General features: G+C 60.3%; 19 protein-coding genes and 1 pseudogene. 7 read left to right on the forward strand and 13 right to left on the reverse strand.

Translation table 11 applies throughout. The features are described 5' to 3' along the window. Nucleotides 1–7: 7 nt before the first annotated feature. The 4 genes from U0O11_RS06545 to U0O11_RS06560 are packed head-to-tail and all read right to left on the reverse strand — an operon-like array spanning nt 8 to nt 4,787. Nucleotides 8–1,648 carry an alpha-glucosidase gene (locus tag U0O11_RS06545; protein ID WP_324692497.1) on the reverse strand — a complete coding sequence of 547 codons (1,641 nt, stop codon included), beginning with the start codon at nt 1,646–1,648 and terminating at the stop codon, nt 8–10. A 26-nt stretch (nt 1,649–1,674) separates the two neighbouring features. Continuing rightward, nucleotides 1,675–2,532 (reverse strand): carbohydrate ABC transporter permease, encoded by an 858-nt coding sequence (locus U0O11_RS06550; protein ID WP_170877360.1) that lies wholly within the window; start codon nt 2,530–2,532, stop codon nt 1,675–1,677. Continuing rightward, nucleotides 2,529–3,503: a carbohydrate ABC transporter permease gene (locus U0O11_RS06555; protein ID WP_324692242.1), complete on the reverse strand. Its 975-nt coding sequence runs from the start codon at nt 3,501–3,503 to the stop codon at nt 2,529–2,531. Before U0O11_RS06555 ends, U0O11_RS06550 begins: the two co-directional genes overlap by 4 nt. 15 nt (nt 3,504–3,518) lie before the next feature. Beyond that, nucleotides 3,519–4,787 (reverse strand): ABC transporter substrate-binding protein, encoded by a 1,269-nt coding sequence (locus U0O11_RS06560; protein ID WP_324692244.1) that lies wholly within the window; start codon nt 4,785–4,787, stop codon nt 3,519–3,521. Between the two features lie 381 nt (nt 4,788–5,168). Between U0O11_RS06560 and U0O11_RS06565 the strand changes: the two genes are divergently transcribed. Further along, nucleotides 5,169–6,710, forward strand: a complete 1,542-nt coding sequence (locus U0O11_RS06565; RefSeq protein WP_324692246.1) for a carbohydrate porin — start codon at nt 5,169–5,171, stop codon at nt 6,708–6,710. 636 nt (nt 6,711–7,346) lie between these two features. Then, nucleotides 7,347–7,541 carry a CsbD family protein gene (locus U0O11_RS06570; RefSeq protein WP_043334054.1) on the forward strand — a complete coding sequence of 65 codons (195 nt, stop codon included), beginning with the start codon at nt 7,347–7,349 and terminating at the stop codon, nt 7,539–7,541. Between the two features lie 54 nt (nt 7,542–7,595). Here U0O11_RS06570 and U0O11_RS17630 read toward each other — a convergent pair. The 6 genes and pseudogenes from U0O11_RS17630 to U0O11_RS06600 all read right to left on the reverse strand — a co-directional run. Next, nucleotides 7,596–7,885 (reverse strand): annotated as a pseudogene (locus tag U0O11_RS17630) (IS30 family transposase); the annotation flags it as partial. A 74-nt stretch (nt 7,886–7,959) separates the two neighbouring features. Further along, nucleotides 7,960–8,088 (reverse strand): putative transporter small subunit, encoded by a 129-nt coding sequence (locus U0O11_RS06580; RefSeq protein WP_233593508.1) that lies wholly within the window; start codon nt 8,086–8,088, stop codon nt 7,960–7,962. A gap of 40 nt (nt 8,089–8,128) precedes the next feature. Continuing rightward, nucleotides 8,129–9,832, reverse strand: a complete 1,704-nt coding sequence (locus tag U0O11_RS06585; protein WP_324692250.1) for a sodium:solute symporter family protein — start codon at nt 9,830–9,832, stop codon at nt 8,129–8,131. Nucleotides 9,833–10,658: 826 nt separating this feature from the next. Further along, a complete protein-coding gene (locus U0O11_RS06590) occupies nt 10,659–12,281 on the reverse strand; it encodes a BCCT family transporter (protein ID WP_284891712.1) in 1,623 nt (540 codons plus the stop codon). Nucleotides 12,282–12,596: 315 nt separating this feature from the next. Continuing rightward, nucleotides 12,597–14,207, reverse strand: coding sequence for a BCCT family transporter (locus tag U0O11_RS06595; RefSeq protein ID WP_324692254.1), 1,611 nt, complete (start codon nt 14,205–14,207; stop codon nt 12,597–12,599). Nucleotides 14,208–14,569: 362 nt separating this feature from the next. Continuing rightward, on the reverse strand, nt 14,570–15,529 hold the full coding sequence (locus tag U0O11_RS06600) for a LysR substrate-binding domain-containing protein (protein ID WP_084589473.1): 960 nt from the start codon (nt 15,527–15,529) through the stop codon (nt 14,570–14,572). Between the two features lie 56 nt (nt 15,530–15,585). Between U0O11_RS06600 and U0O11_RS06605 the strand changes: the two genes are divergently transcribed. The 5 genes from U0O11_RS06605 (at nt 15,586) to U0O11_RS06625 (ending at nt 21,836) form a co-directional block, all read left to right on the forward strand. Then, on the forward strand, nt 15,586–16,491 hold the full coding sequence (locus tag U0O11_RS06605) for a HalD/BesD family halogenase (RefSeq protein WP_324692257.1): 906 nt from the start codon (nt 15,586–15,588) through the stop codon (nt 16,489–16,491). An 86-nt stretch (nt 16,492–16,577) separates the two neighbouring features. Continuing rightward, a complete protein-coding gene (locus U0O11_RS06610) occupies nt 16,578–17,825 on the forward strand; it encodes a M24 family metallopeptidase (protein ID WP_324692259.1) in 1,248 nt (415 codons plus the stop codon). A gap of 277 nt (nt 17,826–18,102) precedes the next feature. After that, nucleotides 18,103–19,017, forward strand: a complete 915-nt coding sequence (locus tag U0O11_RS06615) for a LysR substrate-binding domain-containing protein (RefSeq protein ID WP_324692261.1) — start codon at nt 18,103–18,105, stop codon at nt 19,015–19,017. Nucleotides 19,018–19,334: 317 nt separating this feature from the next. Beyond that, on the forward strand, nt 19,335–20,294 hold the full coding sequence (locus U0O11_RS06620; protein WP_324692263.1) for an NAD(P)-dependent oxidoreductase: 960 nt from the start codon (nt 19,335–19,337) through the stop codon (nt 20,292–20,294). A 108-nt stretch (nt 20,295–20,402) separates the two neighbouring features. Next, a complete protein-coding gene (locus U0O11_RS06625) occupies nt 20,403–21,836 on the forward strand; it encodes an aldehyde dehydrogenase family protein (protein ID WP_324692265.1) in 1,434 nt (477 codons plus the stop codon). Between the two features lie 283 nt (nt 21,837–22,119). On the opposite strand, the gene U0O11_RS06630 is transcribed toward U0O11_RS06625, so the two are convergent. The 3 genes from U0O11_RS06630 to U0O11_RS06640 all read right to left on the reverse strand — a co-directional run bounded on the left by U0O11_RS06630 (nt 22,120) and on the right by U0O11_RS06640 (nt 25,929). Continuing rightward, entirely contained in the window at nt 22,120–22,878 is a 759-nt protein-coding gene (locus U0O11_RS06630) for an IclR family transcriptional regulator (RefSeq protein ID WP_107335081.1), read from the reverse strand. A 181-nt stretch (nt 22,879–23,059) separates the two neighbouring features. Further along, complete coding sequence (locus tag U0O11_RS06635; RefSeq protein ID WP_324692267.1) at nt 23,060–24,688, reverse strand: GMC family oxidoreductase; 1,629 nt, start codon at nt 24,686–24,688, stop codon at nt 23,060–23,062. Nucleotides 24,689–24,693: 5 nt separating this feature from the next. Next, nucleotides 24,694–25,929: a mandelate racemase/muconate lactonizing enzyme family protein gene (locus U0O11_RS06640; protein ID WP_324692269.1), complete on the reverse strand. Its 1,236-nt coding sequence runs from the start codon at nt 25,927–25,929 to the stop codon at nt 24,694–24,696. Between the last annotated feature and the right edge of the window lie 109 nt (nt 25,930–26,038).

Here is a 26,038-nt window from a genome sequence, read left to right on the forward strand (position 1 = left end):
AAGAAGGTTAGTCGAGTGCCAGGAAGGCAGCCTGATAGGCCGGCAGTACCAGGTGCGCTGCCTGGGACTGAGCCTCATCCAGTTCGGCAGTGAAACCCGTGCCCTCGAGAAGGCGCGCGTCGCCTGTGTAGGCTTGCGGCAGTGCGGTGGTCCGTTCGCTGCCGGTCAGGTTGAAGAGACACAGCATGCGCTGGCCATCGTGCTCGCGCTGAAAGCCCAGCAGCTCGTCACCCACGTCCACCAGTTCAATGTTCCCCTCGCGCAGGACCGGGTGTTGGCGGCGGAAATTCAGCAGGGTGCGTGTGGCATGCAATACCGAGTTGGCGTCGTCTTCCTGATTGGCCACGGCCATCGGCAGGTGGCGTTCATCGACCGGCAGCCAGGGCTCGACATTCGAGAAGTCCCCCCGGGCCGTCTGACGCCAGGGCATGGGAGTCCGGCAACCGTCGCGGCCCTTGAATTCCGGCCACAGCACCTTGCCGTAGGGGTCCTGAATGCGCTCGAAGGGCACCTCGGCTTCCGGCAGGCCCAGCTCCTCACCCTGGTAGAGGCAGACGCTGCCGCGCAGTGACAACACCATGGCCAGGGCGACCTTGGGGTAGGCCACCGGGTCTTCATCGGCACCCCAGCGGGTGGCGCTGCGCACCACGTCGTGGTTCGACAGGGCCCAGCATGGCCAGGCATCACCGGCCAGACGCTGAAAGCGCTCGATGACTTCGCGGATATAGCCTGCGGAATGCGGGGCATTGAGCAGATCGAACCCGTAGGCCATGTGCAGCTTGTCACCCCCAGCGGTGTATTCCGCCATGCGCTCCAGCGGCTTGTCATCGCCGATTTCCCCGACCGTGGTGGTGCCGGGGTATTCATCCATCAGGGCGCGCAGGTCTTTCAGGAAGTCGAGGTTTTCCGGGCGGCTCAGGTCATAGACGTGGCGCTGCCAGGTATAGGGGTTGGAATCCGGGGCGCCCAGTGTCTTGGCTTCGCCCGCCGGCACCGGGGGATTGTCGCGCAGGGCCTGGTCGTGGAAGTAGAAGTTGACGGTATCCAGTCGGAAGCCATCGACGCCCAGCTCCAGCCAGAAGCGCATGTTGTCGAGCTGTGCCTGCCGGGCCTCTGGGTGGTGGAAGTTCACGTCGGGCTGGCTGGTCAGGAAGTTATGCAGGTAATACTGCTGGCGACGTGAATCGAAGGTCCAGGCCGAGCCGCCGAAGATCGACAGCCAGTTGTTGGGCGGCGTGCCGTCGGGCTTGGGGTCTGCCCACACGAACCAGTCGGCCTTGTCATTCGTACGGTCCTGACGGCTTTGCTGGAACCAGGGATGCTGATCGGAGGTGTGGCTGATCACCTGGTCGATCATGACCTTGAGATTGAGCGAGTGAGCGCGCTCCAGCAGCACCTTGAAGTCCTCCAGGGTGCCGAACATCGGGTCGACATCACGGTAATCGCTGATGTCATACCCGAAGTCGAGCATCGGAGAGGTGAAGAAGGGCGACAGCCAGATGCCATCCACGCCCAGGGAGGCCACGTAATCGAGTCTGGCGGTGATGCCCGGCAGATCCCCGATCCCGTCGCCGTTGCTGTCCAGGAAGCTGCGCGGGTAGATCTGGTAGATGACGCCACCGCGCCACCAGCTGGAGGAGGTCTGCATTTGGGCTTCGAGCAATGACATGAAGATTATCCTTTGACGGCGCCGGCGGTCAGGCCGGATACGATGCGGCGCTGGAAGATCATCACCAGGATGACCAGCGGTATGGTGACGGTGACGGAGGCGGCCATGATGGGGCCCCAGGGGAGCTCATGCTGGCTGCCGCCGGAGATCAGGGCGATGGCGACCGGCACGGTGCGTTCGCTGTCGGTCAGCGTGAAGGTCAAGGCGAACAGGAACTCGTTCCAGGCCGCGATGAAGGCGAGCAACCCGGTGGTGGCCATGGCCGGCCACATCAGGGGCAGGAAGACCTTGGTGATGGTCTCCCACGGCGTGGCGCCGTCCATGATCGCGGCCTCTTCCAACTCCATGGGCAGCTGTCGCATGAAGGTCGTCAGCACCCAGACAGTGAAGGGCAGCGTGAAGATGGTGTAACTGAGAATCAGGCCACCAGGGTTGTTGTAGAGATTCAGGCTGCGAATCACCTCGAACAGCCCTGACAGCACCGCGACCTGAGGGAACATCGAGACCCCGAGGATGATCAGCATCACGGTGGAGCGGCCGCGAAAGCGCACGCGTCCCAGTGCATAGGAGGCGGTGATGCCCAGCAGCAGCGCGATCAACACGACGCTCAAGGCGATCAGGATCGAGTTGCCGATCGCCTGCAGGAAACTCTTCTGCGCAAAGATCTGGGCGTAGTTGCTGAAGTCCAGTGAGGTCAGCCAGTAGTTGACCTCGAACAGCTCACTGGACGGTTTCAGTGAGGTGATGACCGCGTAATAGAAGGGGAACACGGCGTAGACGATGATGATGGCGATCAAGGCCCATTTACCGACCAGCTTGGCGAGTCGGGTCATCTGGTAGCGATTCATCGGATGCTGATTCATTTATCCACTCCCAGTTGGCGGCGGCCAAGGTAGAGGTAGACCACGACGGCCAGCGCGATGATCAGGAACAGCATCGTGGAGGCGGCACTGCCGTAGCCCACGTCCTGGAACTCCACCAGTTGCTGGCGGGCGTAGATCGACATGGTCATGGTGCTGGACGAGTTGGAGGTCAGCACATAGATGACGTCGAAGACGCGCAGTGCATCGAGAAGGCGGAAGATCACGGCGACCAGCAGGGCCGGGGTGATCAATGGCAGGGTGACGCGGAAGAACACCTTCACCGGGTGGATGCCATCGACCTCAGCGGCTTCATAGCAATCCTTGGGCAGCATCTGCAGCGCGGCGAGTACCAGCAGTGCCACGAACGGGATGGTCTTCCACACATCGACCATGATCACGGCCCACATCGAAAGATCGGCATCCGCCGTCCAGGCCAGTGGCGCATCGATCAGCCCCAGCCCCATCAACAGATGGTTGATGATTCCGAACTGGTCATTGAGCATCCAGGCCCACATCTTGGCGGAGACGATGGTCGGGATGGCCCAGGGGATGAGCACCGCGGCGCGGACCAGCATGCGCCCCTTGAATTCGGCGTTGAGCAGCAGGGCCACGATGATGCCGAAGACGACTTCCAGCGACACCGAGATGACGCTGAAATAGACGGTGTTCCAGACGGAATTCCACCACACCGGGTCAGCCAGCAGGCCGTACCAGACCCCGTCGTCTTTCACGAGATAGTTTTCAAAGCCGATGAAGGCGGCGCCGGTCGTGTCCGAGAGCGAGGCATCGGTCAGGCTGAGGTAGAAGGTTCTCAGCAGTGGCCAGCCGGCCACCAGGGCCAGCGCGACCAGCATCGGCGCGAGATAGGTCCAGGCCGCACGTACCCGCTGGCGTCTGACCTTGGTGCCGCGTTTGCGGATCCGGGCCGAGGGCGTGTCCGTCGGCACTGACTCATTGAGCGTGGTTGTCATGCGAAACCTCCCGGGTTACCAGCGACGACGTTTGATGCGAGCCAGCTCGCCCTTCAGCTGAGCCACGGCCTGGGCGCCGCTCTGCTCGCCGCTCAGCACACTGTGGGTCGCATTGAAGAAGGCGTTGCTGACCTGGCCGTAGTTGTCACCGGTGACGGCAGACGGACGTGCCACGGCATTGGTGAAGGTGTCGTAGAGCGTGCCGAAGAAGGGCACGGCGGTGAGCACCTCTTCGTCCTGATACAGCGCCGTGAGGGTCGGGTTGTAGGCGGCCTGGATGGCCCGGCGTTTCTGCTCGGACTCACCGGTGAGGAAGGCCACCAGCTGCGAGGCGAGCTCGGGGTTCTCGCTGTACTTCGAGACCGCCAGGTTCCAGCCGCCCAGCGCCGCCGCGCTTTCTCCCTCGGCGCCGTGGGGCAGCTTGACCACCCCGACCTTGCCAGCCACCTTGCTGTCATCGCTTTGGGTCAGCGACCAGGCGTAGGGCCAGTTGCGCATGAAGACGGCGTTGCCAGACTGGAAGATGCCGCGGGCTTCTTCCTCGGAATAATTGAGCGCCCCTTGCGGGGTGATCTCGCCGATCCAGCTGGCGGCCAGGTCGAGAGCGGAGGCCGTATTGGGGTTGTCGACGGTGATCTCGCCATCGGCATCGACAATGGCGCCACCGTCGTTGCTGGCGACCCATTCCAGCGCATTGCAGGTCAGGCCCTCATAGGCACGCCCCTGGAAGACGTAACCCCACATCTTCTCGCTGCCGGCCTCGCGTTCCTTGGCCTGGATCTGCGTGGCAGTCTCTGTCAGCTCCTGCCATGTCTCGGGCGGTGCGAACCCGTACTTCTCAAGCAGGTCCTTGCGGTAGTAGAGCACCCCGGCATCCGTGAACCAGGGCATGGCCACCAGGCGGCCATCGACCGTGTTGTTGTCGATGATGGTCTTGAAGTGGCCCTGCGCTGACTTTTCGCCGAGCGTCTGGTGCAGATCAAGCAGGTGATTGCCGAGCAGGCCCGGCCAGACCACATCGATCTGCAAGACGTCGATGTCACCGGACTGCGCTGACAGAATCTGCTGATAGAGCGAGAGGCGTTCCGTCGAGGAATTGGGCGTGGAGACGATATCGACCTCATGGCCGGTCTTGTCTTCCCAGGCAGCGACGCCCTGTTCACAGAGTTCCAGTTCGGCTCCGACCGCACCGCAGGAGATGGTCAGGTCCGCGCCCATGGCAGGGGCGGTGGTGGCTGCTCCCAGCAGGGCGAAGCTTGAGGCGATTAGCGTCTTGCGTTGCATGGTGGATCCTCGTCACTTGTTGTTGTTTGACCCGCATCGGACGTCTGGGTGGGGGAGAGTCACAACGTCGTCTGATGGTGGTTTCTTAATCGATTAAGGCGTAGTCACAGTCAAGCGATTGGCGTCGACATCCGCAACCTGAACTTTGGTCTTGCTGTCACCGATATGTCGCCAGAAATGGGAGTTTTACGCGGTGATCGCTCCCCTTTGGTCGAATTTCGACATAAGTCGTGTGTCTGGAGCGCCAGATTGCCACTAGGGTCTTAAACGATTAAGTGAATGTGGCCACCCCTCCAACGCCAACGCCAATGATTCGGGCGCCACTTCGCTGATCATCGCCAAGCGAGTGATTCGTCAACAACAACAAAGGCTCTCTTCAACATGACAACTCCCCCTCAGCACCCGCTCAAGACCCCACTCGTCATGGCCGTTGCCATAGCGGTCATGAGCACCAGTGGACTCGCCAATGCCGACGGGACAGGCGATATCGAGGCGCGGCTCGCAGAGCTGGAACAGCGTATCGATGACGCCGAACAACGGGCCAGAGCGGCTGAGCGTCGCGCCGCCGAGGCAGAGCGCGCGATGGCCGTTCAGCGCCAGTCGAATGCGGCTGATCAACCCGCGCGCGTGACCGCGCAGACCGAGGACCTCGAAGAGCGTCTGGCGGCCGTCGAGCGCCAGGCCAGTGGCGAAGAAGGTTTCTCCTTCAATGCCTATGCCCGCTCCGGGCTATTGATCGGCGAAGGAGGAAAGAGCATCGAAGGCGGCCCCTATCTCACGCCGGCGGGCTCGGTGGGCGGGGCGGTCGGGCGGCTGGGGAACGAGCCCGACACCTACGTCGAGTCGGTATTCAACTACAAGACCCGCTACGACAACGGGACGAAGGCGCTTTACCGCACCATGATTGCCGACGGAGTAGAGACCAGTAACGACTGGACCTCGGACGAGTCCAGTCTGAACGTACGACAGGTCTTCGTGGAGTTGAGCGATCTGCCGAGCTTTACCGGCGCCTTCGAGAATTCCTCCATCTGGGCGGGCAAGCGCTTCGATCGGGACAACTTCGATATCCACTGGCTAGACAGCGATTTCATCTTCCTCGCCGGGACCGGCGCAGGTATCTACGACGTCCAGCTTGCCGATGACTGGAAAGCCAACTTCTCGGTCTACGGGCGCAGTTACAGTGAATACCCGACAGAGGACTCCGATACTGGCGGTAATACCGACAACCTGACGTTCACCATGAACAACTATGTCGGCCACTGGCAGTGGATGGTCAGTGCCCTGTCGGCGGCAGACAATGAAGAGCGCGCCATGGACACGGGGGCCGAAGCGGCCGATTCCGGCTTCCACACCATGCTGGCCTACCATGGCGACAGCTTCTTTGGCCTCGCCGATGGCAGCTTCAAGGCCGCCGTGCTGCATGGCCGCGGGCTCGGCGCGGAGACCAAGGTCATCGGGGCTGACGGGAACCTGACGGATGACGCCACCTCTACTCGCCTGGGGCTTTACGGCACGACCTATCTCGCACCCAAGTGGCGCTTCGCACCAGCCGTTCTGGCAGAGGTGAGCAAAGATCGCTACGACGACGGAGATGAGTATTCCTGGGCGACCTTCAATGCGCGTCTGGCCAATGAGCTGACGACGAATTTCGAGATGCAGTACGAGCTGAGCTATCAATGGATGGACCTGGACCCCGGCTCGACCGGCAATGCCGTGGAAGGCGGGTATCGCAAGTTCACCATTGCACCGACCTTCAAGCCTGAGGTCGGTGGCTTCTGGAAGCGTCCGGAAATTCGCCTGTTCGCGTCCTGGAGTGACTGGGATGAGGAGCTCAATGATTACTCCGAAGACGATGCCCTCGGGAGTGCAGGCTTCACGGGAGGCGAATGGGCCTTCGGTGTCCAGAGCGAGGTATGGTTCTAGGAGCAGGATGCCAAGCTGATCATCGCCTGCCAGTGTTTCGATCTTGCCCGCGGTTAGCCGCGGGTTTTTTGTAACGCCATCGCTGGATGGTTGAGACGCTGACCGCAAACTGACGAGCGAGATCTTGTTCGTAATGCTGGAAGGAGCTGCTTAGGAAGTCGGCATGAATTTTCGGTGTCGTTGTCTCTTGATTGTGCAGCTTGATACCCATGATGCCTTTTCTGTATGGATTGCTTGATGGGCTTACGAGAGGCTAATAAAGGATAGATTCGTTGTAAAAATCGATCATCCGGCACCTTATAGTGAGTTATTGATGGGGTATGCTGAATATTTTGCCCTATACATTTAATGACAGTTGTCACATTGGTTGTTGAAGGCTGGGAAATGGCGGTATGCCACGGAAAGATGAAGGGAACTTTCTGTCGATGATGTTGTATTGAGTCGGCTGGCTCGCGCTATATTTCATGTAAAGTCAGTGGTCGCACCACTAATGAGGTGAAGTGGTAGGGCTGTTGTTGAGCCCTAATATCTGTGCTAGCTTATATTCGTGGCCTGCCATGAGGCTCAATCACAGCATGTGACTGGTCATTGGTAGATTTTTATTTATCGCATTATCTGTTTAATCAGGAGACTGCCATGAATAGTGATATCGCCGAAGGTAAGTGGAAGCAACTCAAAGGTAAGGTCCGCGAAGGTTGGGGAGAGCTTACAGATGAAGATGTCGACGAAATTGCGGGTCGCAAGGAGCACTTTGTCGGGAAGGTTCAAGAGCGTTATGGCATGAACAAAGAAGACGCTGAAAAGGAATGGAATAAACTGTCCGATTCGTGAAGTTTTTTTAATATATATTCCATATGACGGCGGTCTCAAGTTCCAAGCGCAACGCTATTGAAAGGTGCTGGGACCGCCGACGGATTTCTTGAGCACCACGGCGTAGACCTCCAGTGAGGTTCGTCTATCCAGTGTCTAGCGCGGCCGTGTGTTCAATGGGTCGGCGATTTCGTCGAGCTCTTTTGGGCTGTAGATGGAGAGATCCGTCCCCTTTGGCAGATACTGCCGCAACAGTCTGTTGGTATTCCCGTTCGAATCTTGCTGCCGAGGCTATGCGGGTCAGCGAAGTAGATCGCCGAGCCGGTCTTCTGGGTGACCTCGGCATGTTTTTCCATCTCTCTGCCTTATGCAAAAGCCCGCCTCTGGACATTCCAGAGGCGGGCTTTTGCGTTCATGGCGTCACATTACGCCAGGAGCTTCATACCAGCTCGCGGTTTTCTTGCCGTGCACTGCGACGATCACGTGCGACCGCGCGACAGATGACGATCAATACCGCCAGGGTGAGCACTGGCCATACCAGTACGTAGGTGGCAAATAGCAATGTCATGAGTGTTGTCTCCCTGTTCTGTCTCGGACGTTATCCAGAATCATGCGCCGGTGGAGGCAGCAGGCTGCGTCTGGATCGGTATTGTCGTATCACGACCGCCTGAGTCGAGTGCTTCGTCATAGTTGCCGACACGTGCGGTGATGGTGTCGAAGTCGAAGCGTTCCTGGCGGCTGGCGAGGCTCATGACCACACACACCAGGGTGCTGGTGCCGTAAGCGGTCAGTGATGCGAGCAGGACGGTGTAGTCGCGCAGGAAGTCAGTCGCGAAGATCAGCATGGCGATCATGGCCGCGATTCCCGCAAGGATGCCGAGAATGCGCCCGAGGAAGCCGAATACCATCAGACCGATGATCACGCCGCCGCCGATGCTGGCGAGCAGCTCGAAGAACAGACCGCTCATGCCCGTCAGCGGCACCAGTTCAAAGCGTGCCAGGCAGAACATCACCATCGCGACGATGACCGACGTGGTGAAGGCGGTGTTGGTCACTCGATTCCAGAAGCAGCTGGCGATGACCGGGAAGACGATCGCGCCCCACAGAGCCCCGACGAAGACCAGCATCACCAGGATATCCAGTGAGAAGCTGGCGAAGACGATGCCCAGCACCGTAGCGATGATCATGGTCAAGCGGCCGATGAAGAGCATGCGCTTCGGGTCTGGCTTGCCGCGGGCGATATTCTTGCCATAGACATCGGCCATGATGATGGCGGACAGCGCGGAAAGGTCGGAATCCGCGGTGGAGGACAGCGAGCCGATTACCAGAATGAAGAACAGCGCGATGAAGAACGGCGGCAGATACTCGGACACCATCTGCGGGATGAGGTTGTTCATGTCGCCGTTGAGCGGCTCCACCCCGAGTGTCAGTGCCATCAGGCCAATCATGCCCAGGCCGATGACGATGGCGCCGTAACCCAGCGTCGCAGTGAGGAAGGTCGGCTTGATGTGGTCTTCGTTGACGGCGAACAGGCGCTGGGAAATGGTCTGGTTACCGATCGCATAGGCCAGTACCGCGACGAAGAAGGGCGCCCCCTGATTCAGGATGGCATCCGTCGAGAAGAAGTCGGCCTGCTCAGGCGTCAGGTTATCCAGGCCTGCGACCAGCTCTGTCGGGCCACCCATCGCAAAGAACACTGCCGGAATGATCACGATGGCGATCGCCATCAGGGCAACCAGTTGCGCGAAGTCGGTCAGTACCGAGGCGCGGAAGCCCGACCACAGGGTATAGAACAGCACCCCCACGCCCGCCATGATCACGCCCGCCTGGAAGGACAGCGGCGAGAGCACGGAGACGAGCGCCCCGGCGGCAGTGAAGTTGACCATCAGGCTGATCACGCTACCCAGCAGGTTGGAGAGCGCCAGAATCAGCTGACTGGAGGAGCCGTGGCGCGCATGGATCAGCTCGCCCAGTGTATGCGCATTGGGCGCCAGCTTGCGGAAGCGGCGGCCGAAGGGGTAGATGAACAGAATCATCAGTGCACCCCACAGGCCATAGTGGATCGGCCCTGAGACACCATAGGTATAGCCGGAGGTGGCGGCAGCATAGAAGGAGGCCGCCCAGATCCAGGTAGCCGTCATGCTCGCCGCGCCCATGCCGAAGCCAACGCGATGGTTGGAGACCATGAAGGCATCGGCATCTTCATTTTTCTTGCGGATCCCCAGCGTCATCAGGTAGGTGCCGCCATAGAAGGCAAGCAGCAGCAGTACGACAGTCAGGGTAGAGAATTGATATAGCGATTCGTTGTTCAAGAACTGGCCCTCGGTAGGGAAACAGGGCGCTACGCAACGCAGTTGCCCGAGGGCAAACGGTTGTCGATAGCGACGAGTAAGGAGGGGAAGGTTCTTAGCCGTGGACGTAGTTCTGCGTCATTTGCTCAAGCAAATGGCATCCAGCGCAGCACATGGGCCGCGTCATCAATAATCGGCAATCTCGGTCAATGAAGACGGAGTTGGTGGCACTTCCCGGTCAGGCGGGAGCTTGGGGGAGGGCGGCGTGGCATGCATCTGCCTTCATCGGAATAATGATATCGCATACGCGTCCTTGTTATCGGTCAAGCCTTGCAAGGGCGCTGATGCGAGTTGTTGGTCAGCCCCAAGCTTGGCAAAACGGTGTTTTTATTTTCTCTCGTTATCAAATTCGTTGGCAACGATAAATTATGCGCATGTCAATGTCCACACCCTGGCGGGGAAAGCTTGCCTCTCATTCACGTCAACGGTGGTTGGACGAGCGGGTTCGACGATGTTCAGTTGCGTGACACGTGCCAGAGCAGCATGGAAGACATGACGTATTATATAAATAATATTACTCGGCATGAGTTGTGTTTATTTGCTGAGTGTTCTGAATGGTGCCAGAAAGTGGAATAAATCGTTGTCATTACGTCATGCGTATTACTTGTCCAATGCTTGAGGAAAAGACTCCCTCAATGGCTCAGGCAACGACTGACTCGGCTTGGAGGGGGAGTTGACCCATGGGAGAGCGAGTCTTCAAAGCGGCCTACCTACAGTAAAACGCCCTGTCCGAAGACAGGGCGTTTTAAACATGCCCAAGGCAGGCATGCTCGGCGCAGGGCTTGGCTTACCGAGAGCTTTCTGCCGTCTTGCGAGTGCTTTCCCAGCGCAGGTGCGCTTCGGGAGAATAGCTACGTGACGGCGTGTGCTCGAGACCGATCTTGGCGGTACCGATCGACACCAGACGCAGCAGGGACGCCGTGGCGGCAATCACGATGAACAGCGCCGGCACACCGCCGAGGTTGGAGAGCATCTTGATGCCATCAATGCCCACGAAGGCCGTCATGATCCAGGCGACGGCGCCGATGGTGCAGCCCCAGATGATCTTCATGAGCAGACGATCATGGGTATTTTCATCACTGTCACCGGCCATGGCGGCCTGGCTGTCGGTACTGCACAGCTGGCTGATCGCTTCGGTGTTGGAGTCGGCTGCCGTCACGAAGGACAGAAAGGCGATGATCAGGAAGACGGCGCTGACCAGGGTGCTCATCGGCAGTTCGTCAAACAGGGCATATATGACGGAGCCTGCACCAGACTCATTCAGCAGTTGGTAAAGCGCACCGCCACTTTGCATGTCGAACTGGATAGTGGAGCTTGCGAAGACACTCACGTAGGTAATCGAGAACAGTGCCGGCGCGACCAGGTTGATCAGCATGAACTGTCGCACGGTATAGCCACGGGAAATCTTGCCCAGGAACAGGGCGGAAATCGGTGCCCATGCCATCCAGTTGGCCCAGTAGAAGATACTCCAGCTTTTCGGCCACGGATCGTCATCGAAGGCCCCGGTGAACAGGCTCTTTTGCATGAAGTTGTTGAAATACTCACCCGCAGCTTCGGTGCCATAGCCAAGAATGGTCTGGGTCGGGCCGCACAGGAAGACGAAGGCCATGAAGACGAAGAAGGCCTTGGCGTTGATGGCGGACAGACGCGCAATGCCTTTCTGCAGACCACTGGCCGCGGAGGCGGTAAAGCAGGCCACGATGGCGAGAGTCACCAGTGCCAGCATCAGCGGGCCAGTGCCGGTCCCCAGGAAGCGGTCCAGGCCGCCGGCCAGTGTCATGGCGCCGGTGCCCAATGACGATGCCATGCCGCAGACCAGTGCGAACAATGCCAGTGCATCCAGCGCGCGGCCCTTGCGGCCGATCAGGCGATCACCCAACAGCGGCACGAAGAGCGTGCCGAGCGAGAACGGCTTGCCCAGGTTGTAATGCATCAGAGCGAACAGCAATGCCGGGACGGTATAGATCGCATAGGGCGTGAATGACCAATGCAGGAACATCGTCGAGAGTGCAAAGCGTGCTGCCTCAGGAGAGTTCGCCGTCACCTCCAGTGAGCCGGGCGGAGTGTGTAAGTGATAGAGCGGTTCTGCGGTCGACCAGAACATGATGCCGACGGCCAGCGTGGTACATAGCGTGATGGAAAACCAGCGCCAGGGTGTCAGGATTCGCGTGGCATTTTCACCACCGATCCGCGTGCGGCCCAGTGGTGACAGGTAAGTGATCAGGCATGTCACCACCATCGCCAGTGCCGTAATCGAGAACAGCCAACCGAACTTGTTGAGTACCCAGTCATTCAAGGCCGTCGTGGTGGCGAGAAAGCCTTCGAGATTGATAAGGCTTGCTGCCACTGCGACTATCAGCAGGATGAACGGTGGCCAGAAGACGAGGGGGCGGATGGAAGAACTAAACATACGCGTTCCTATAATTTTCTTGTGTGTCTGAGGATGCTAACCCATAAAATTCTGTTTTGTCAGCGTTGTGCTTTCAGCCTTGTATGGGTATACACGCGCGCGTTCAGGTAAGGAATCTGGGTTATTTTTTGAGGGTTCTGTCAGGAAATCGCTTCAGTGGCTAACGCACCCTAGCCGTCACGCAGGCTGCATGGCCCATGCCACTGTGCGGGCCATGACACTCAAGAGAAAACCACGACACCCCCGTCGCCTCTCGGCCCGGGGGTGTCGTGGTTTCTCCTAGAGGACTTGAGTATCACGCCATCTCGAGCTGACTCAGCTGGACTGGGAAGATTGCCAACGCTGATGGGCTTCTGCCGAATAACTGCGTGACGGCGTGTGCTCGAGGCCGATCTTGGCGGTGCCGATCGAGACTAAACGTATCAGTGACGCCGTGGCACCGATCACGATGAAGAGCGCTGGTACCCCGCCGAGGTTGGAGAGCATCTTGATGCCGTCGATGCCGACGAAGGAAGTCATGATCCAGGCGACGGCGCCGATGGTCGAGCCCCAGACGATCTTCATCATCAGTCGGCCCTTGCTGCGCTCTTCGCTTTCGTTGCCTGCCAGGGCCGCCTGGCTATCCGAGCTGCAGAGTTGGCTGATGGCGTCGGTATTGGAGTCGGCCGCTGTCACGAAGGACAGGAAGGCGATAACCAGGAAGATCCCCCCCACCAGAGAGCTCATCGGTAGCTCATCGAATAGTGCGTAGATCACCGAGCCAGCCCCGGCCTCGCTGAGAATCGTGTTGAGTGCCCCGGCGGTATCCATGTCGAGCTTCAATGTCGTGCTGCTGAACACCGCGACATAGATGATCGAGAAGAGCGAGGGCGCCACCATGTTGATCAGCATGAACTGCCGCACGGTATACCCCCGTGAGATCTTGCCCAGGAACAAGGCCGAAATCGGTGCCCATGCCATCCAGTTGGCCCAGTAGAAGATGGTCCAGCTCTGTGGCCAGGGGTCATTGTCGAAGGCCCCGGTGAACAGATTCTTGCTCATGAAATTGGTGAAGTAATCGCCAGCCGCTTCCGTGCCGTAGCCCAGGATGGTCAGCGTCGGACCGAAGGCGAACACGAAGATGAGAAAGGCGAAGAAGGCCTTGGCGTTGATGGCGGACAGGCGTGCGATGCCTTTTTGCAGACCACTGGCCGCCGAAGCGGTGAAACACAGCACGATCGCGAGGGTGACGATGCCCAGCATCAGCGGGCCCGAGCCAGTGCCGAGGAAGCGGTCGATACCGCCTGCCAGTGTCATGGCCCCTGTGCCGAGGGACGATGCCATGCCACAGACCAGTGCGAAGAGCGCGAGTGCATCGAGCGCACGTCCCTTGCGACCGATCAGTCGATCTCCCAGCAGCGGCACGAACAGGGTCCCGAGCGAGAAGGGCTTGCCGAGGTTGTAATGCATCAGGGCAAAGATCAGCGCAGGGACGGTGTAGATCGCATAGGGCGTGAACGACCAGTGCAGGAACATGGTCGAGAGCGCGAACCGCGCGGCTTCCGGGCTATTGGCGGCAATGTCCAGCGAGGTGGGTGGCGAGTGCAGATGATAAAGCGGCTCTGCGGTCGACCAGAACATGATGCCCACGGCCAGCGTGGTGCATAACGTGATGGAGAACCAACGCCATGGGGACAACAGTCGCGTCGCGTTCTCACCGCCGATACGGGTGCGGCCCAGCGGCGAAAGATAGGCTATGAGGCAGGCCACCACCATGCTGAGCGCCGTGATGGAAAACAACCAGCCGAACTTGCTCAGTACCTGGTTGTTGAGATTGGTAGTGACAGCCAGAAAGCTGTCGAGATCGATCAAGCTCGCCAATACGGAGGCGAACAGCAGAATGAAAGGTGGCCAGAAGACCAGTGGGCGCACGGATGCTCCGAACATTTGATACTCCTCGATCTTGTTGTCGGGTGTAGCCGATCATCTTGTTGTCAGGTGTTACCGATCATCTCGGGGTGGCGCTTGACGTCTTGTCTGCGCCGATCAGGGGCCTCATCGGTAAGGGGGGGAATGAGCGTCTGATCATGTAGGGACGATCATCTGATCTTGCAACGTCAGTGCTCGAGGAGGAGGCGGAATGACGTCAGCTTTCCGGGCTCCCTGTGACATGCAGCGAACTGCCGTGCAGCGTATTGCAGGGCAGATCGGAAAATCTTCCATCCTGTCGCAGACAGAATGTCAGGGGTCGTAATGGAGATAGTAAAAACGCCCGTATAAGCAGCAAGACCAGTGATCCTGATGAGGGCTCATCGCACTTGAGGTTTCTCTCGCAACAATTCGCGAATCATCTCTGCGCAAGTATCGAAGATTGGATGCGTCAGGCTGGGGGAACGATGGAGTTCAATTTCGGCAGTGGGTAGCGCCGGAAGCCCTGCCTCGGTGCCCAGCTCGCACCAGTCCTCAGGCAACGAGCGTCGATCTGCCACCGTGATGGCATGGCCCTGATTGACGATGACTCTCAAGCCACTGGGGCTCTGACTGGTGGAATCGATACGCCAGCTGCGTTCTGCCTGGGTCAGGGCGGACAATGCCCTTTCGCGATAGATGCATTGTTCGGGGAACAGCGCCAACGGCAGCGGAGCGGAGGGGTCCAGCACAAAGCGTTGATGCGCCGCCCACACGACAGGCTCGCGAGACAGCAGTTCCCCCTGGCGTTGTTGGTTGTGGCTGACCGCGATGACCAGATCCAGCTGGCCGGCATCGAGCTGTTCCAGCAGTTCCGTGGACATCCGGCAGTGGATGTGCGGACGGATCTGGGGATGGCGCTCGCCGAGATGTGCCAGCAGCTGTGGCAACCAGGTGGTGGCGTAATCCTCCGGCAAGCCGAGGCGCAACGTGATCGGGTGGTCGTTTTCGCTGAGGGCGGCCACGGCTTCGCGTTGCAGTTGCAGGATGCGTCGTGCGTAACGCAGAAACGTTCGGCCGGCATTGGTCAATTCCATATGACGGCTGGTTCGCATCAGCAGTCGATAGCCAAGACGCTCCTCGAGGGTGCTGATGCGCAGACTGACAGTGGACTGCGTGCGATGCAGATGCCGCGATGCCTGAGTGAAGCTCCCGCTGTCGGCCACCGTCACGAATGCCAGCAGGAGATCCGTATCCAGCGATGGCAGCGGGCGAGGGGCGTCTGTGCTTGATGTATCGGGTTTGCCGATGGATTTCATTGGAATGACTCGTTTCTCAAATGCATGGATTCTGGCCAGCATAGTACCTGACCCACGAGCTGTCTTGTCCCCCAGCCCCACGACGTGAGGATACCTCCGTGACTGACCTGACTTCCGCGATGCCCCCGCAATTGGCCGATGCCGAGACCGTCGATCTCTCCGCGTTGGTCGATACCGAGCGTTACCCCCTGCATGACCCCCGATCTCCAGCGCTTGAGGCCACGATCGCCAAGGCGCGTGAAGATCTCGAGCGTGAGGGTTGCGCCGTATTGAGAGGATTTCTGCGTCCGGAGCGCCTTGCGCAGATGCAAGCGGAAACGGCCCGTCTCGCCGAGACCGCGTTCTACAACACCCGCGAGGTGAATGCTTATTTCACGGCCGATGACGACCGCTTGCCCCAACAGGACCCGCGTCGCTTGTTCATGACGCGCACCAGTGGCTTCGTGACGCGTGACATGATCCCTGCCGATAGCCTGATGCAGCGGCTGTACGTCTCGCAGGCCATGAAGCAACTGGTGTCGGCCTGTCTTGGTCGTGAGCGGGTGTACGAGTATGCCGACCCCTTTGCCGGGCTCGTGCTCAACGTGCTGCCAGATGGCACCGAGCAACCCTGGCACTACGACACCAACGAATTCATCGTCACCATGATGACGCAACAGCCCGAGAGCGGTGGTCAGTTCGAGTATTGCCCCGGCATCCGCACCCCCAACGATGAACACTACGCTGCCGTAGGCGAAGTGATCCGGGGAGAGTCGCGTGAAGCGGTGAAGACCTTGAGCCTCAACCCGGGCGATCTGCAGTTGTTCAAGGGGCGGTTCAGTCTGCACCGCGTCACTCAGGTATCGGGTGAGGTCCCACGGTTGACGGCGATTTTCGCGTATTCCGAAACGCCGGGAGTGGTCGGCCGGCTTGAGCGTACGCGTCAGCTGTATGGACGCGTCTCGGAGCAGCACATTCTGGCGGAAGCCCAGCACGTCCAGCGCGCCGACGGTCTGCTCGACTGATCGACGACCGGTGTTCCCGTGATGCCTTCTCAACTTGCATGCGCCTTTTGAGCGCTTGATCGAACACTTCCCACAGAGCACTTCACATGAAAATGGACCTGACAGCGATGGGCATTCTGGCCCCGACCCATGCACTGGAAGACTGCGAACCGACGTCGGAAGAGATTGCGCAGATCCAATGCGACCGACTTGCGCGTGTTCGCCAGGAGCTGGCTCGTCGCGATATCACGGCGGCAGTCCTATTCGACCCGGCACATGTCCGCTATGCCACCGGGTCTCGCAACATGCAGGTATACAGTTCGCGCAATCCCGCTCGCTACGTATTCGTCCCCGCGGCAGGGCCGGTCGTGCTGTTCGAGTTCTCGGGGTGTGAACACCTGGCCAGCCATCTGCCGACCGTGGACGAGATTCGTCCGGCCAAGGCGATTTCCTATTATTTCAATGAGAAGAATACGGAAGCCGTCACCAGAGCCTGGGCGGATGAAATCATCGATCTGGTGCGTCATTGCGGCGGAGGTGAGCGGATCGCCCTCGAAAGCGCGACTGCAGAAGCCGCTTTCATGCTCGAGCAGCGTGGCTATCAGGTGTTGGATGCCCATGAGCCCCTTGAGCAGGCACGTGCCATCAAGGTACCCAACGAGATAAAGATGATTCGCTCCTCCCTGAGAGCGGTCGAGGAGGGGGTGCGCAAACTGGAGACCTCCATCCGTCCTGGCGTCACCGAGAATCACGCCTGGTCGCGGCTGCACCAGCACATCATCGAGACAGACGCCGATTTCATCGAGACACGCCTCATGAATTCCGGGCCGCGTACGAACCCTTGGTTCCAGGAATGTTCCGACCGTGTCATCCAGGCAGGAGAACTGGTCGCACTGGATACCGATGTGGTGGGGCGTTACGGATACTATGCGGACTTCTCGAGAACCTTCCTGTGTGGTTCGGGGGAGGCCAGCGCCGAGCAGAAATCGCTCTATCGCATGGCGTATGACCAGATCCAGACCAACATGGAAAATCTGAAGCCCGGGGTCAGCTTCAAGGAATACGCCGAACGCGCCTGGCGAATCCCTCCCGCTTACCGCGCGCGTCGTTACTTTGCCCTGGCGCATGGTGTCGGGATGAACGGCGAGTATCCCTACATCGTTCATCGCGAGGATATCGAGGACAAGGGTTACGACGGCATCCTCAAGCCGGGGATGACGCTGTGTGTGGAGAGCTATATCGGGCATGAGTCCGGTGGTGAAGGCGTCAAGCTCGAAGAGCAGCTGTACATTCGTGACGATGGTCAGGTGGAGCTGTTGTCCGACTACCCCTTCGACGAGCGCCTGCTTAGCTAGGCTGCCTGAGTCAGGCTGGTTGAGCCGGGCCGGTTGAGCCGGCCACGGGTAGCTTGCCTACGCGCATCGGCATTACGCGGCATGGCGGCTTTGGTAACATGAGGTCAATTGTGCGGGTGGCTGTCAGCGACGGTCACCCGCTTTGCCATTGTCTCATGGCGAAAGAGGGCCAGATGGCAGCCGTGTGCCGTGAACGGGAGAGAGTGTCGAGAACGTCTATCGTTCATGGGATACCGGTTGCTTCCTGCTCGCCTTTTGCCTTTCGTGAGTGTCGTCTATGCCAACCCCTCTGCCACTGCAGAAACTGCCGCCCTTGAGTTCGCTGAAAGGGTTTGAAGCTGCTGCGCGTCTGCTGAGTCTCCGCGCGGCCGCCGAAGAGCTGAACCTGACGCATCCGGCCATCGCCAACCAGATTCAGCGTCTCGAAGAGAGTTTGGAGGTGAAACTGTTTGCTCGTGAAGGCCGTCATGTGGTGCTGACGGCGGCTGGCGAGCGTTTCTATCCGGTAGTGCGTGAAGCGCTGGCGGGCCTGGTGCAAGGCGCCGAGTCTCTGCGCCAGATGCAGCATGCCCAGCCGCTGACGATTCAGGTCTATGTGACGACCTCGATTCGCTGGTTGGCACCTCGCTTGTCGCATTTCCAGGCCATGCATCCTGAAGTCGAGCTCAAGCTGATGACGTGCAGTCTCGGCTGGGAGTTCGATGAGGCCAATGCCGATGTCGGTATCGTCTTTCGCGATGCGCCGCTGGCGGACCACCTGCACTGGCAGCCGTTGTTCGAGTCACGCCTCCTCCCGGTGTGCAGCCCCCAGCTGCTGGACGACGACGCACGCCCGGTGCCCGCGGATGCCTTGAAGACGCTGCCGTTGATCGGGGTCTACACCGAGGGCTGGAATTGGGAGAGTTACTTCGAGGCATTGTCGCTAGGCCCGTGCCCCACCCGCAATTGCATCGTGGTCGACACCCTGGCCGTCGCCCTGGAGATGGCGGCGCGCGGGGAGGGCGTCGCATTGGTCAACGGGCCCTTTGCCGACGATGACCTGGCGAACGGTCGACTCATCAACCCGATCGGACAGGTGACGACCGGGCGCGGTGAATGGGGGGCTGTCTGTCATCGCGAGCTGGAGCGGGACCCGCGTGTAGCGACCCTTCTTGGCTGGTTGGAGGCACAGAGTCGCAGCGTGCCCACCTGATCCGCCAGAGCGAGAGCTGTTACGTGACAACGCCACCTTCGGGTGGCGTTTTTTGTTTCCGGGTTCTGTGTTCTGGGCATCTGGCATCTGGCATCTGCCGGTTGATCGCTGTTTGCTGTTCGGAGGCGCGGGGTCTGGGGGGACTCACAAAAATTGTTACCAATCGCCAAATTCTTATGAATTGTTGGCAGGCAGGTCGGCCAGTAGGGTGAGCCTCAAGATGACATGGGCCACGACGGACAGGATTCCACTCCGTCCCAAGCGGCCCTGTGCAGTACACCGGACAGCCAGCAGGCAGACAGCAAAGAGGACAGCACATGAAAGTCGGATTCATCGGTCTCGGTAACGTGGGTGGCAAGCTGGCAGGTAGTCTGCTGCGCAATGGACACGACGTCACCGTGCGTGACCTTGCCCCGGAAGCCGCCAAGCCTTTCCTCGCGCAGGGTGCCAAGTGGGCGGATTCCGCCAGGGAACTCGCCGAAGCCAACGACATGGTCATCACCTGTCTGCCGTCTCCGGCTGCCTGCAGCGCCGTGATGGAAAGCGACGACGGCATCATCGCCGGTCTGCGTGAAGGCAAGATCTGGCTCGAGATGAGCACTACCGACGACGGCGAACTGCGTCGCATCGCCGACAAGGTGCTGGCCACCGGTGCCAAGGCACTGGAAGCGCCGGTCTCCGGCGGCTGCCACCGCGCTGCCACCGGCAATATCTCCATCTTCGTCGGCGGTGACCGCGAATCCTTCGAGCAGGTGCTGCCGGTGCTGACCAATCTGGGGCGTCGTGTCCTGCACACCGGGGAGCTGGGTACCGCCTCTGTGCTCAAGGTGATGACCAACTATCTGGCCACCGCCAACCTGTGTGCCGTCGCCGAAGCCCTGACCGTCTGCAAGAAGGCCGGCATGGACATGAATACCACCTACGAGGCGATCAAGATTTCCTCGGGCAACTCCTTCGTCCACGAGACCGAGTCCCAGGTCATCCTGAACGGAAGCCGCAACATCAGCTTCACCATGGATCTGGTGCTCAAGGATGTCGGCCTGTTCGACACCCTGGCCAAGAACCTGGATGTGCCGCTGGAAATCTCCCCGATGCTGATGGACATCTTCCGCGATGGTCAGGAACGCTTCGGTCCGCGTGAGTGGTCCTCCAACATCATCCGTCGTCTCGAGGAAGCCGCCGATGTCCGTGTGCTCGGCACCGGCTTCCCGGCAGAGCTGACCGATGACGAGCGGGAAGAAGTCGGTTACGAAGTCGGCGTTACCGGCCGCAGCTGAGCCGTGAAGACTGCCCCGGAGCGCCGTGCGAATGGCCTCCGGGGCATTTGCGCTTGAGACTCACCCTCAGGGAAAGTGTTATCTCCCACCAGCAACGAGAGGTCTGGCATGCAACATTACGACAACTTCTACATCAATGGTCACTGGCAGGCAGCCTTCGGGCGCGAGCGCATGGAGGTCATCAATCCGGCCACCGGCGAGCTGTGCGCCAGTGTGCCGCGCGCCGGTGAGCAGGATGTGGAGGCTGCCATCATGGCAGCACGTCAGGCGCTGCCTGCCTGGTCCACGACATCCGCGCAGGAACGCCACGATATCCTGATGGCGGCAGCGGATGAGATGCAGCGTCGCTTCGATGAGCTGCGCGACGTGCAGGTGCTCACCATGGGTTGCCCGGTGCAACTGGCCGGCGCGCTGCACGTGGAAGGCCCAATCGAAGGCATGCGTTACTACGCCGAGCGCGCCTTCCAGATGGAAGAGGACGAGCGCAAGGGCGATGTGACTCTGATGCGCGAGCCCATCGGTGTCTGCTCGCTTATCAACCCGTGGAACTATCCGCTGCATCAGTTGATCGGCAAGCTGGCCCCGGCGCTGGCGGCAGGCTGCACCGTGATCGCCAAGCCGGCGGAGCAGACGCCGCTGCAGGACTTCATCATGGCCGAGATCTTGGAGAAGGTCGGTCTGCCTGCTGGCGTCTTCAATGTGGTGACGGGAGAGGGCAGTGAGATAGGCCCGGTGATGTCCGGCCATCCGCAGGTCGACATGGTGTCCTTCACCGGCTCGACTATTGCCGGTAGCAAGGTCGCCGAGAGTGCCGCGCCCACCGTCAAGCGGGTCTGTCAGGAACTGGGCGGCAAGTCGCCGCTGCTGGTGACGGAAGATGCCGACCTGGCCGCAGCCGTGCGCTTGAACGTCGAGAACGTGATGGCCAACACCGGCCAGACCTGCGACGCCTTCACGCGTCTGCTGGTGCCGCGTTCGCGCATGGAAGAGGCGACCTGTCTGGCGGTCGAGATCGCCAATGAGCAGGTGGTGGGTGACCCGAATGATCCGGCGACCACCATGGGGCCGCTGGTCTCTCAGCGTCAGCGCGAGCGGGTGCTTGATCTGGTGCAGCGGGCCATCAACGATGGTGTCGAGCTGGCGCTGGGTGGCGTCGAGCCGCCCGAAGGGCTCGAGAAGGGCTGCTATGTGCGGCCGACCATCTTCACCAATGTCAGCAATGAAATGGAGATCGCCCGTGAGGAGGTCTTCGGCCCGGTGCTGTGCATCCTGCCCTACGACGACGTGAAGCAGGGGATCGCCATCGCCAATGACAGCGTCTATGGCCTGTCATCTGCGGTCTATGCGCGTGACGCCGAGGCAGCATTGCCGATCGCTCGCTGCATGCAGGCAGGGCAATGCTATCTGCAAGGGGCAGAGTTCTCCTTCGATGCGCCCTTCGGTGGCTACAAGCGTTCTGGCAACGGCCGTGAATGGGGCGACGAAGGCCTGGCAGAATATGTCGAGGTCAAGGCACTGCTCGGCGCGCCGGTCATCTCCTGACAGGAGGCGCATGACGCCGCCGTGATGCCACGCAAGATACCCGTGATTCGTGAGGCCAGGCTGGCCTTGTGAATCACGGGTATCTTGCATTCGCGCCATCGACCATTCGCGCCATCGACAAAAGACACCCTCAAGGCGCTTGTCGGCTGTCGCGGATGCGCTTCGCTATCAGAGCAACGCCCATCGCGTCTGTCACATCGCTGAGTGCTGAAAAATACCTATATATAGTGGCAAGACTTTGTGCGGTGCAGCATGACTGGCTCGCCAGGTGCCGTTTTGGACCTCAGATGATGCGCGAGGAGAGCTGACGCGCCGCCTGAACCAGATGCTTGGAGTAGGCGCGAGCCTGCTGCGGATTCAAGCAGTCCTGGCTGATGACGGCGCTGATGGCGGCAATGGGCTCGTTGCGCATGTTCAGCACAGGCGCCGCGATACAGCTCAGCTGTCCTTCGGCCTCGCCGCTGGACACCGCATATCCCAGGCGTTGTGCACGTTCAAGCTCGGCATCCATCTCGTCACGGCGTTCGGCCAGGCCGGGCGTGCTCCGCGTCGCAGCTTCCAGATACAGTTGGCATGAGGCCTCGGGGCGCATGGCGAGAATCGCCTTGCCGGCGGCACAGGCGTGCTGGGCCATGGTCTTGCCGATATAGAGGTTGTAGCTGCCACTGCCGGAGGCATCGACCTTCGAGATCACCACCACCTGATCCCCGATGGGGATGCACAGGAAGATCGAGCGGTGAATCTCGTTCTTGAGAATCTCGGCGATGGGGTAGAAGACCGGAATCAGGCTCTGCTTGTTGTAGATCGTCGAGGAGATCTGGAATATGCGCGAGCCGATGCAGTAGGACTTCTTGCGACCGGGATCATGGGCGACCAGCTGATGGTGCAGCAGGGAGTTGATCACGCGGTGTCCGGTGGCAGGCGAGATGCCGGTGGACTCGCAGATTTCCGAGAGCGTCAGCGGGTAGGAGGCTGCCGCAAGCAGATCCAGAATCATGACACTGTGGTCGACGGCAGGGGCTTTGGTCTTCTCGTGATTCATGAACGCGGGGACACTCCGAAACGCGAATCTCGGCCACAGGCGGCGTGCATCCGGGGCTGTGACACTTTGACGACGGATGAACGATGCCACACACGGCATCTCTCATGCGCTGAAAATAAAACGGCCCATAGGGTACCAGACCCATGGGCCGTGCGCGGGTTGTTTGGTGACTGACCTCGGCTCACTCGGCGTGATCGGCCAGCACCAGGTCCGCGCCTTTTTCCGCCACCATCATCACCGGCGCATTCAGATTGCCGGAGGTGATATTGGGGAAGATGGCGGCATCGATGACGCGAAGCCCCGCCACACCATGCACCTTCAGCCGGCTGTCGACCACGGCGTTTGCCTTGTCCGGGCCCATCGCGCAGGAACCGCACAGGTGGTAGATGGAGCCTCCCTGAGCGCGGAAGTACGCCAGCATGCTGTTCTCATCCTGGACCGTCTCGGCCGGGGCGACCTCGCACTCGGTGATGGCCTTGAGCGCGGGCGCGCCCATCAGCTTGCGCACCAGACGACTGCCCTGGATGACCTCATCGATATCCTTCTGGGTACTGAGGTAGTTGGGGCAGATCGTCGCCGGGTCTGCCGGGTCTGCCGAGGACAGTGAAATGCTGCCACGGCTGGTCGGTCGACAGGAATTGAAGGCCAGCAGGAAGCCGGAATACGGCTCCGGCGTCAGCTTGGCCTTCGGGTCGTTGGGAATCTGGTAGGACATCGGATTGAAGTAGAGCTGGATGTTCGGCTCTGACTCCGCGTCGCTGCCGCGGAAGAATCCCCCGGCCTGATTGACGCTCATGCCCAGTGGCCCGCTGCGATTGACCAGATACTGCAGTCCCGCCTTGGCCTGGCCCCAGAAGGACGCGAAGTCATCATTCAGCGTGGTGCGATTGGCACGGTAATAGTAGCTGGCACACAGATGGTCCTGCAGGTTCTGCCCGACGGCCGGCAGGTCTACCAGCGTCTGGATGCCATGCGTGGCCAGCGCCTCACGCTCGCCGATCCCCGAAAGCTGCAGCAGCTTCGGGGAGTCCACGGCGCCAGCGCAGAGAATGACCTCGCGCCGTGCCGTCACCTCGATGACCTCGTCATCAAGCCGGTAGACGACACCCGTGGCGCGCTTGCCGCCGTCGGGCGCCTCTTCCAGCGTCACGCGCTCCACCCGACAGATATGCTTGAGCGTGAGGTTGTCGCGTGACAGTGCCGGCTTCAGGTAGGCGGTGTTGCTGGAGTCCCGCTGTCCCTTGCGGATGTTGGCCTCATAGATGCCAGCACCCTCGAAGTGTTCGCCATTGAAATCATCATTGAGCGTGTAACCCAGTTCGCGGGCCCCTTCCAGCCACGACTGGCAGATCGGGTGCGCGCCATGTTTCAGCGGCGTGATGCCGATCGGCCCCCGGCCGGAGCGATACTCGGTGTCGCCATCCGGGTGGCATTCAAGGCGCTTGAAGTAGGGCAGTACCTCGCGATAGGACCAGCCGTCGTTGCCGGCGCGCGCCCAGTCATCGAAGTCCGAGGCCTGGCCCCGGACATAGATCATCGCATTGATGGAGCCGGAGCCACCCTGCACCTTGCCGCGTGGGGTATAGATCTTGCGCCCCCCCATCGCGGCTTCTTCCTTGCTGTAATACATGTAGTTGTAGGTCGGGTTGTAGTAGGTCTTGGCGAACCCGACCGGCACCTTGATCCAGGGCGAGGTGTCCTTGCCGCCGGCCTCCAGCAGCAACACGCTGTGGCGTCCGCTGGCGCTGAGCCGGTTGGCGAGGATGCACCCCGCCGACCCGGCACCAACAATGATGAAATCGTATTGCATCGGTATTACGCCTCCGGCTTGCGCTTCCAGTCGGTGCTGGACTGTTCCTTCACGTCATAGGGACTCGGGTCCATGCTCAGGTGCAGGGTTCGACCGGTGTAAGGCGAATTGGCCTTGACCACGTCCATGTTCAGCTCGACCCCCAGGCCCGGCTTGGTGGAGGGGATGATGTAGCCATCACGCCACTCGATCTTCTCCTTGAGCACATCGGCGTGGAAGCCATCCCAGGTGCCGATGCTTTCCTGAATCAGGAAGTTGGGCGTGGCGGTCGCCAGCTGGATGCTGGCCGCGGCGCCGACTGGGCCGTTGTAGAGGTGCGGGGCGATCTGGGCGTAATAGACTTCTGCCAGCGCCGCGATCTTCTTGCCTTCCAGAATGCCGCCGACGCGTCCCAGGTTCATCTGCAGGATGGAGGCCGCGTTGTTCTTGAGCACATCGTGGAATTCGTACTTGGTGGTCAGGCGCTCGCCGGTCGCGACCGGAATGGAGGTGTGGTCTGCCACACGCGCCATGGCCTCGCTCTGTCCCGGCGGTATCGGCTCTTCCAGCCACAGCGGGTCATAGGGCTCGAGATACTTGGCGAGACGAATGGCAGACGCCGGTGTCATCTGGCCGTGGGTGCCGAACAACAGATCACAGCTGTTGCCGACCGCTTCGCGGATGCGGCGGCAGAAGGTGGCGCTCTTGTCCATGCCTTCCAGAGACAGCATCTGGCCGGAGTAGGCAGTGTAGGGGCCGGCCGGGTCGAACTTCAGCGCGGTGAAGCCCTTCTCGCGGTTTTCCAGTGCGCATTCGACGGCCAGCTCGACGTTGTCATAGTCGTAGTTGCCGCGTGCATCCTTGGGATACAGGTAGGTGTAGGAGCGCAGCTTGTTGTGGACCTTGCCCCCGATCAGCTCATACACCGGCAGGCCGGCCGCCTTGCCGACGATGTCCCAGCAGGCCATCTCGAGACCGCTGAGCACCCCCATCATGGTGAGGTCAGGGCGTTGGGTGAAGCCACTGGAGAAGGCTTCGCGGTACAGACGTTCAATATGATGCGGGTTCTTGCCCTCCAGATAACGCGAGAAGACATCGGCGATCGCCTTGCTCATGACTTCCGGGTGGAAGGTGGCGGCATAGACTTCACCCACCCCTTCAATGCCGCAAGCGGTACGTAGCTGAACGAAGATCCAGTACATGCCGCCGACGTGGGGCGGCGGAGTGGCGACGATGTGTGTCTCGCAACTGACAACTTTCATGGTGGCAGGCCTTTCAGTGGTCACTGGCTAGCAGGAGATTGTGGATGCGCACTGCCTGGCATGCCGTCATTCGACGCCAACAGCGCGCTTCCGGAAAGAAATGGGGTAG

The organism is Cobetia sp. D5 (assembly GCF_035666195.1).
Classification (GTDB): domain Bacteria; phylum Pseudomonadota; class Gammaproteobacteria; order Pseudomonadales; family Halomonadaceae; genus Cobetia; species Cobetia amphilecti.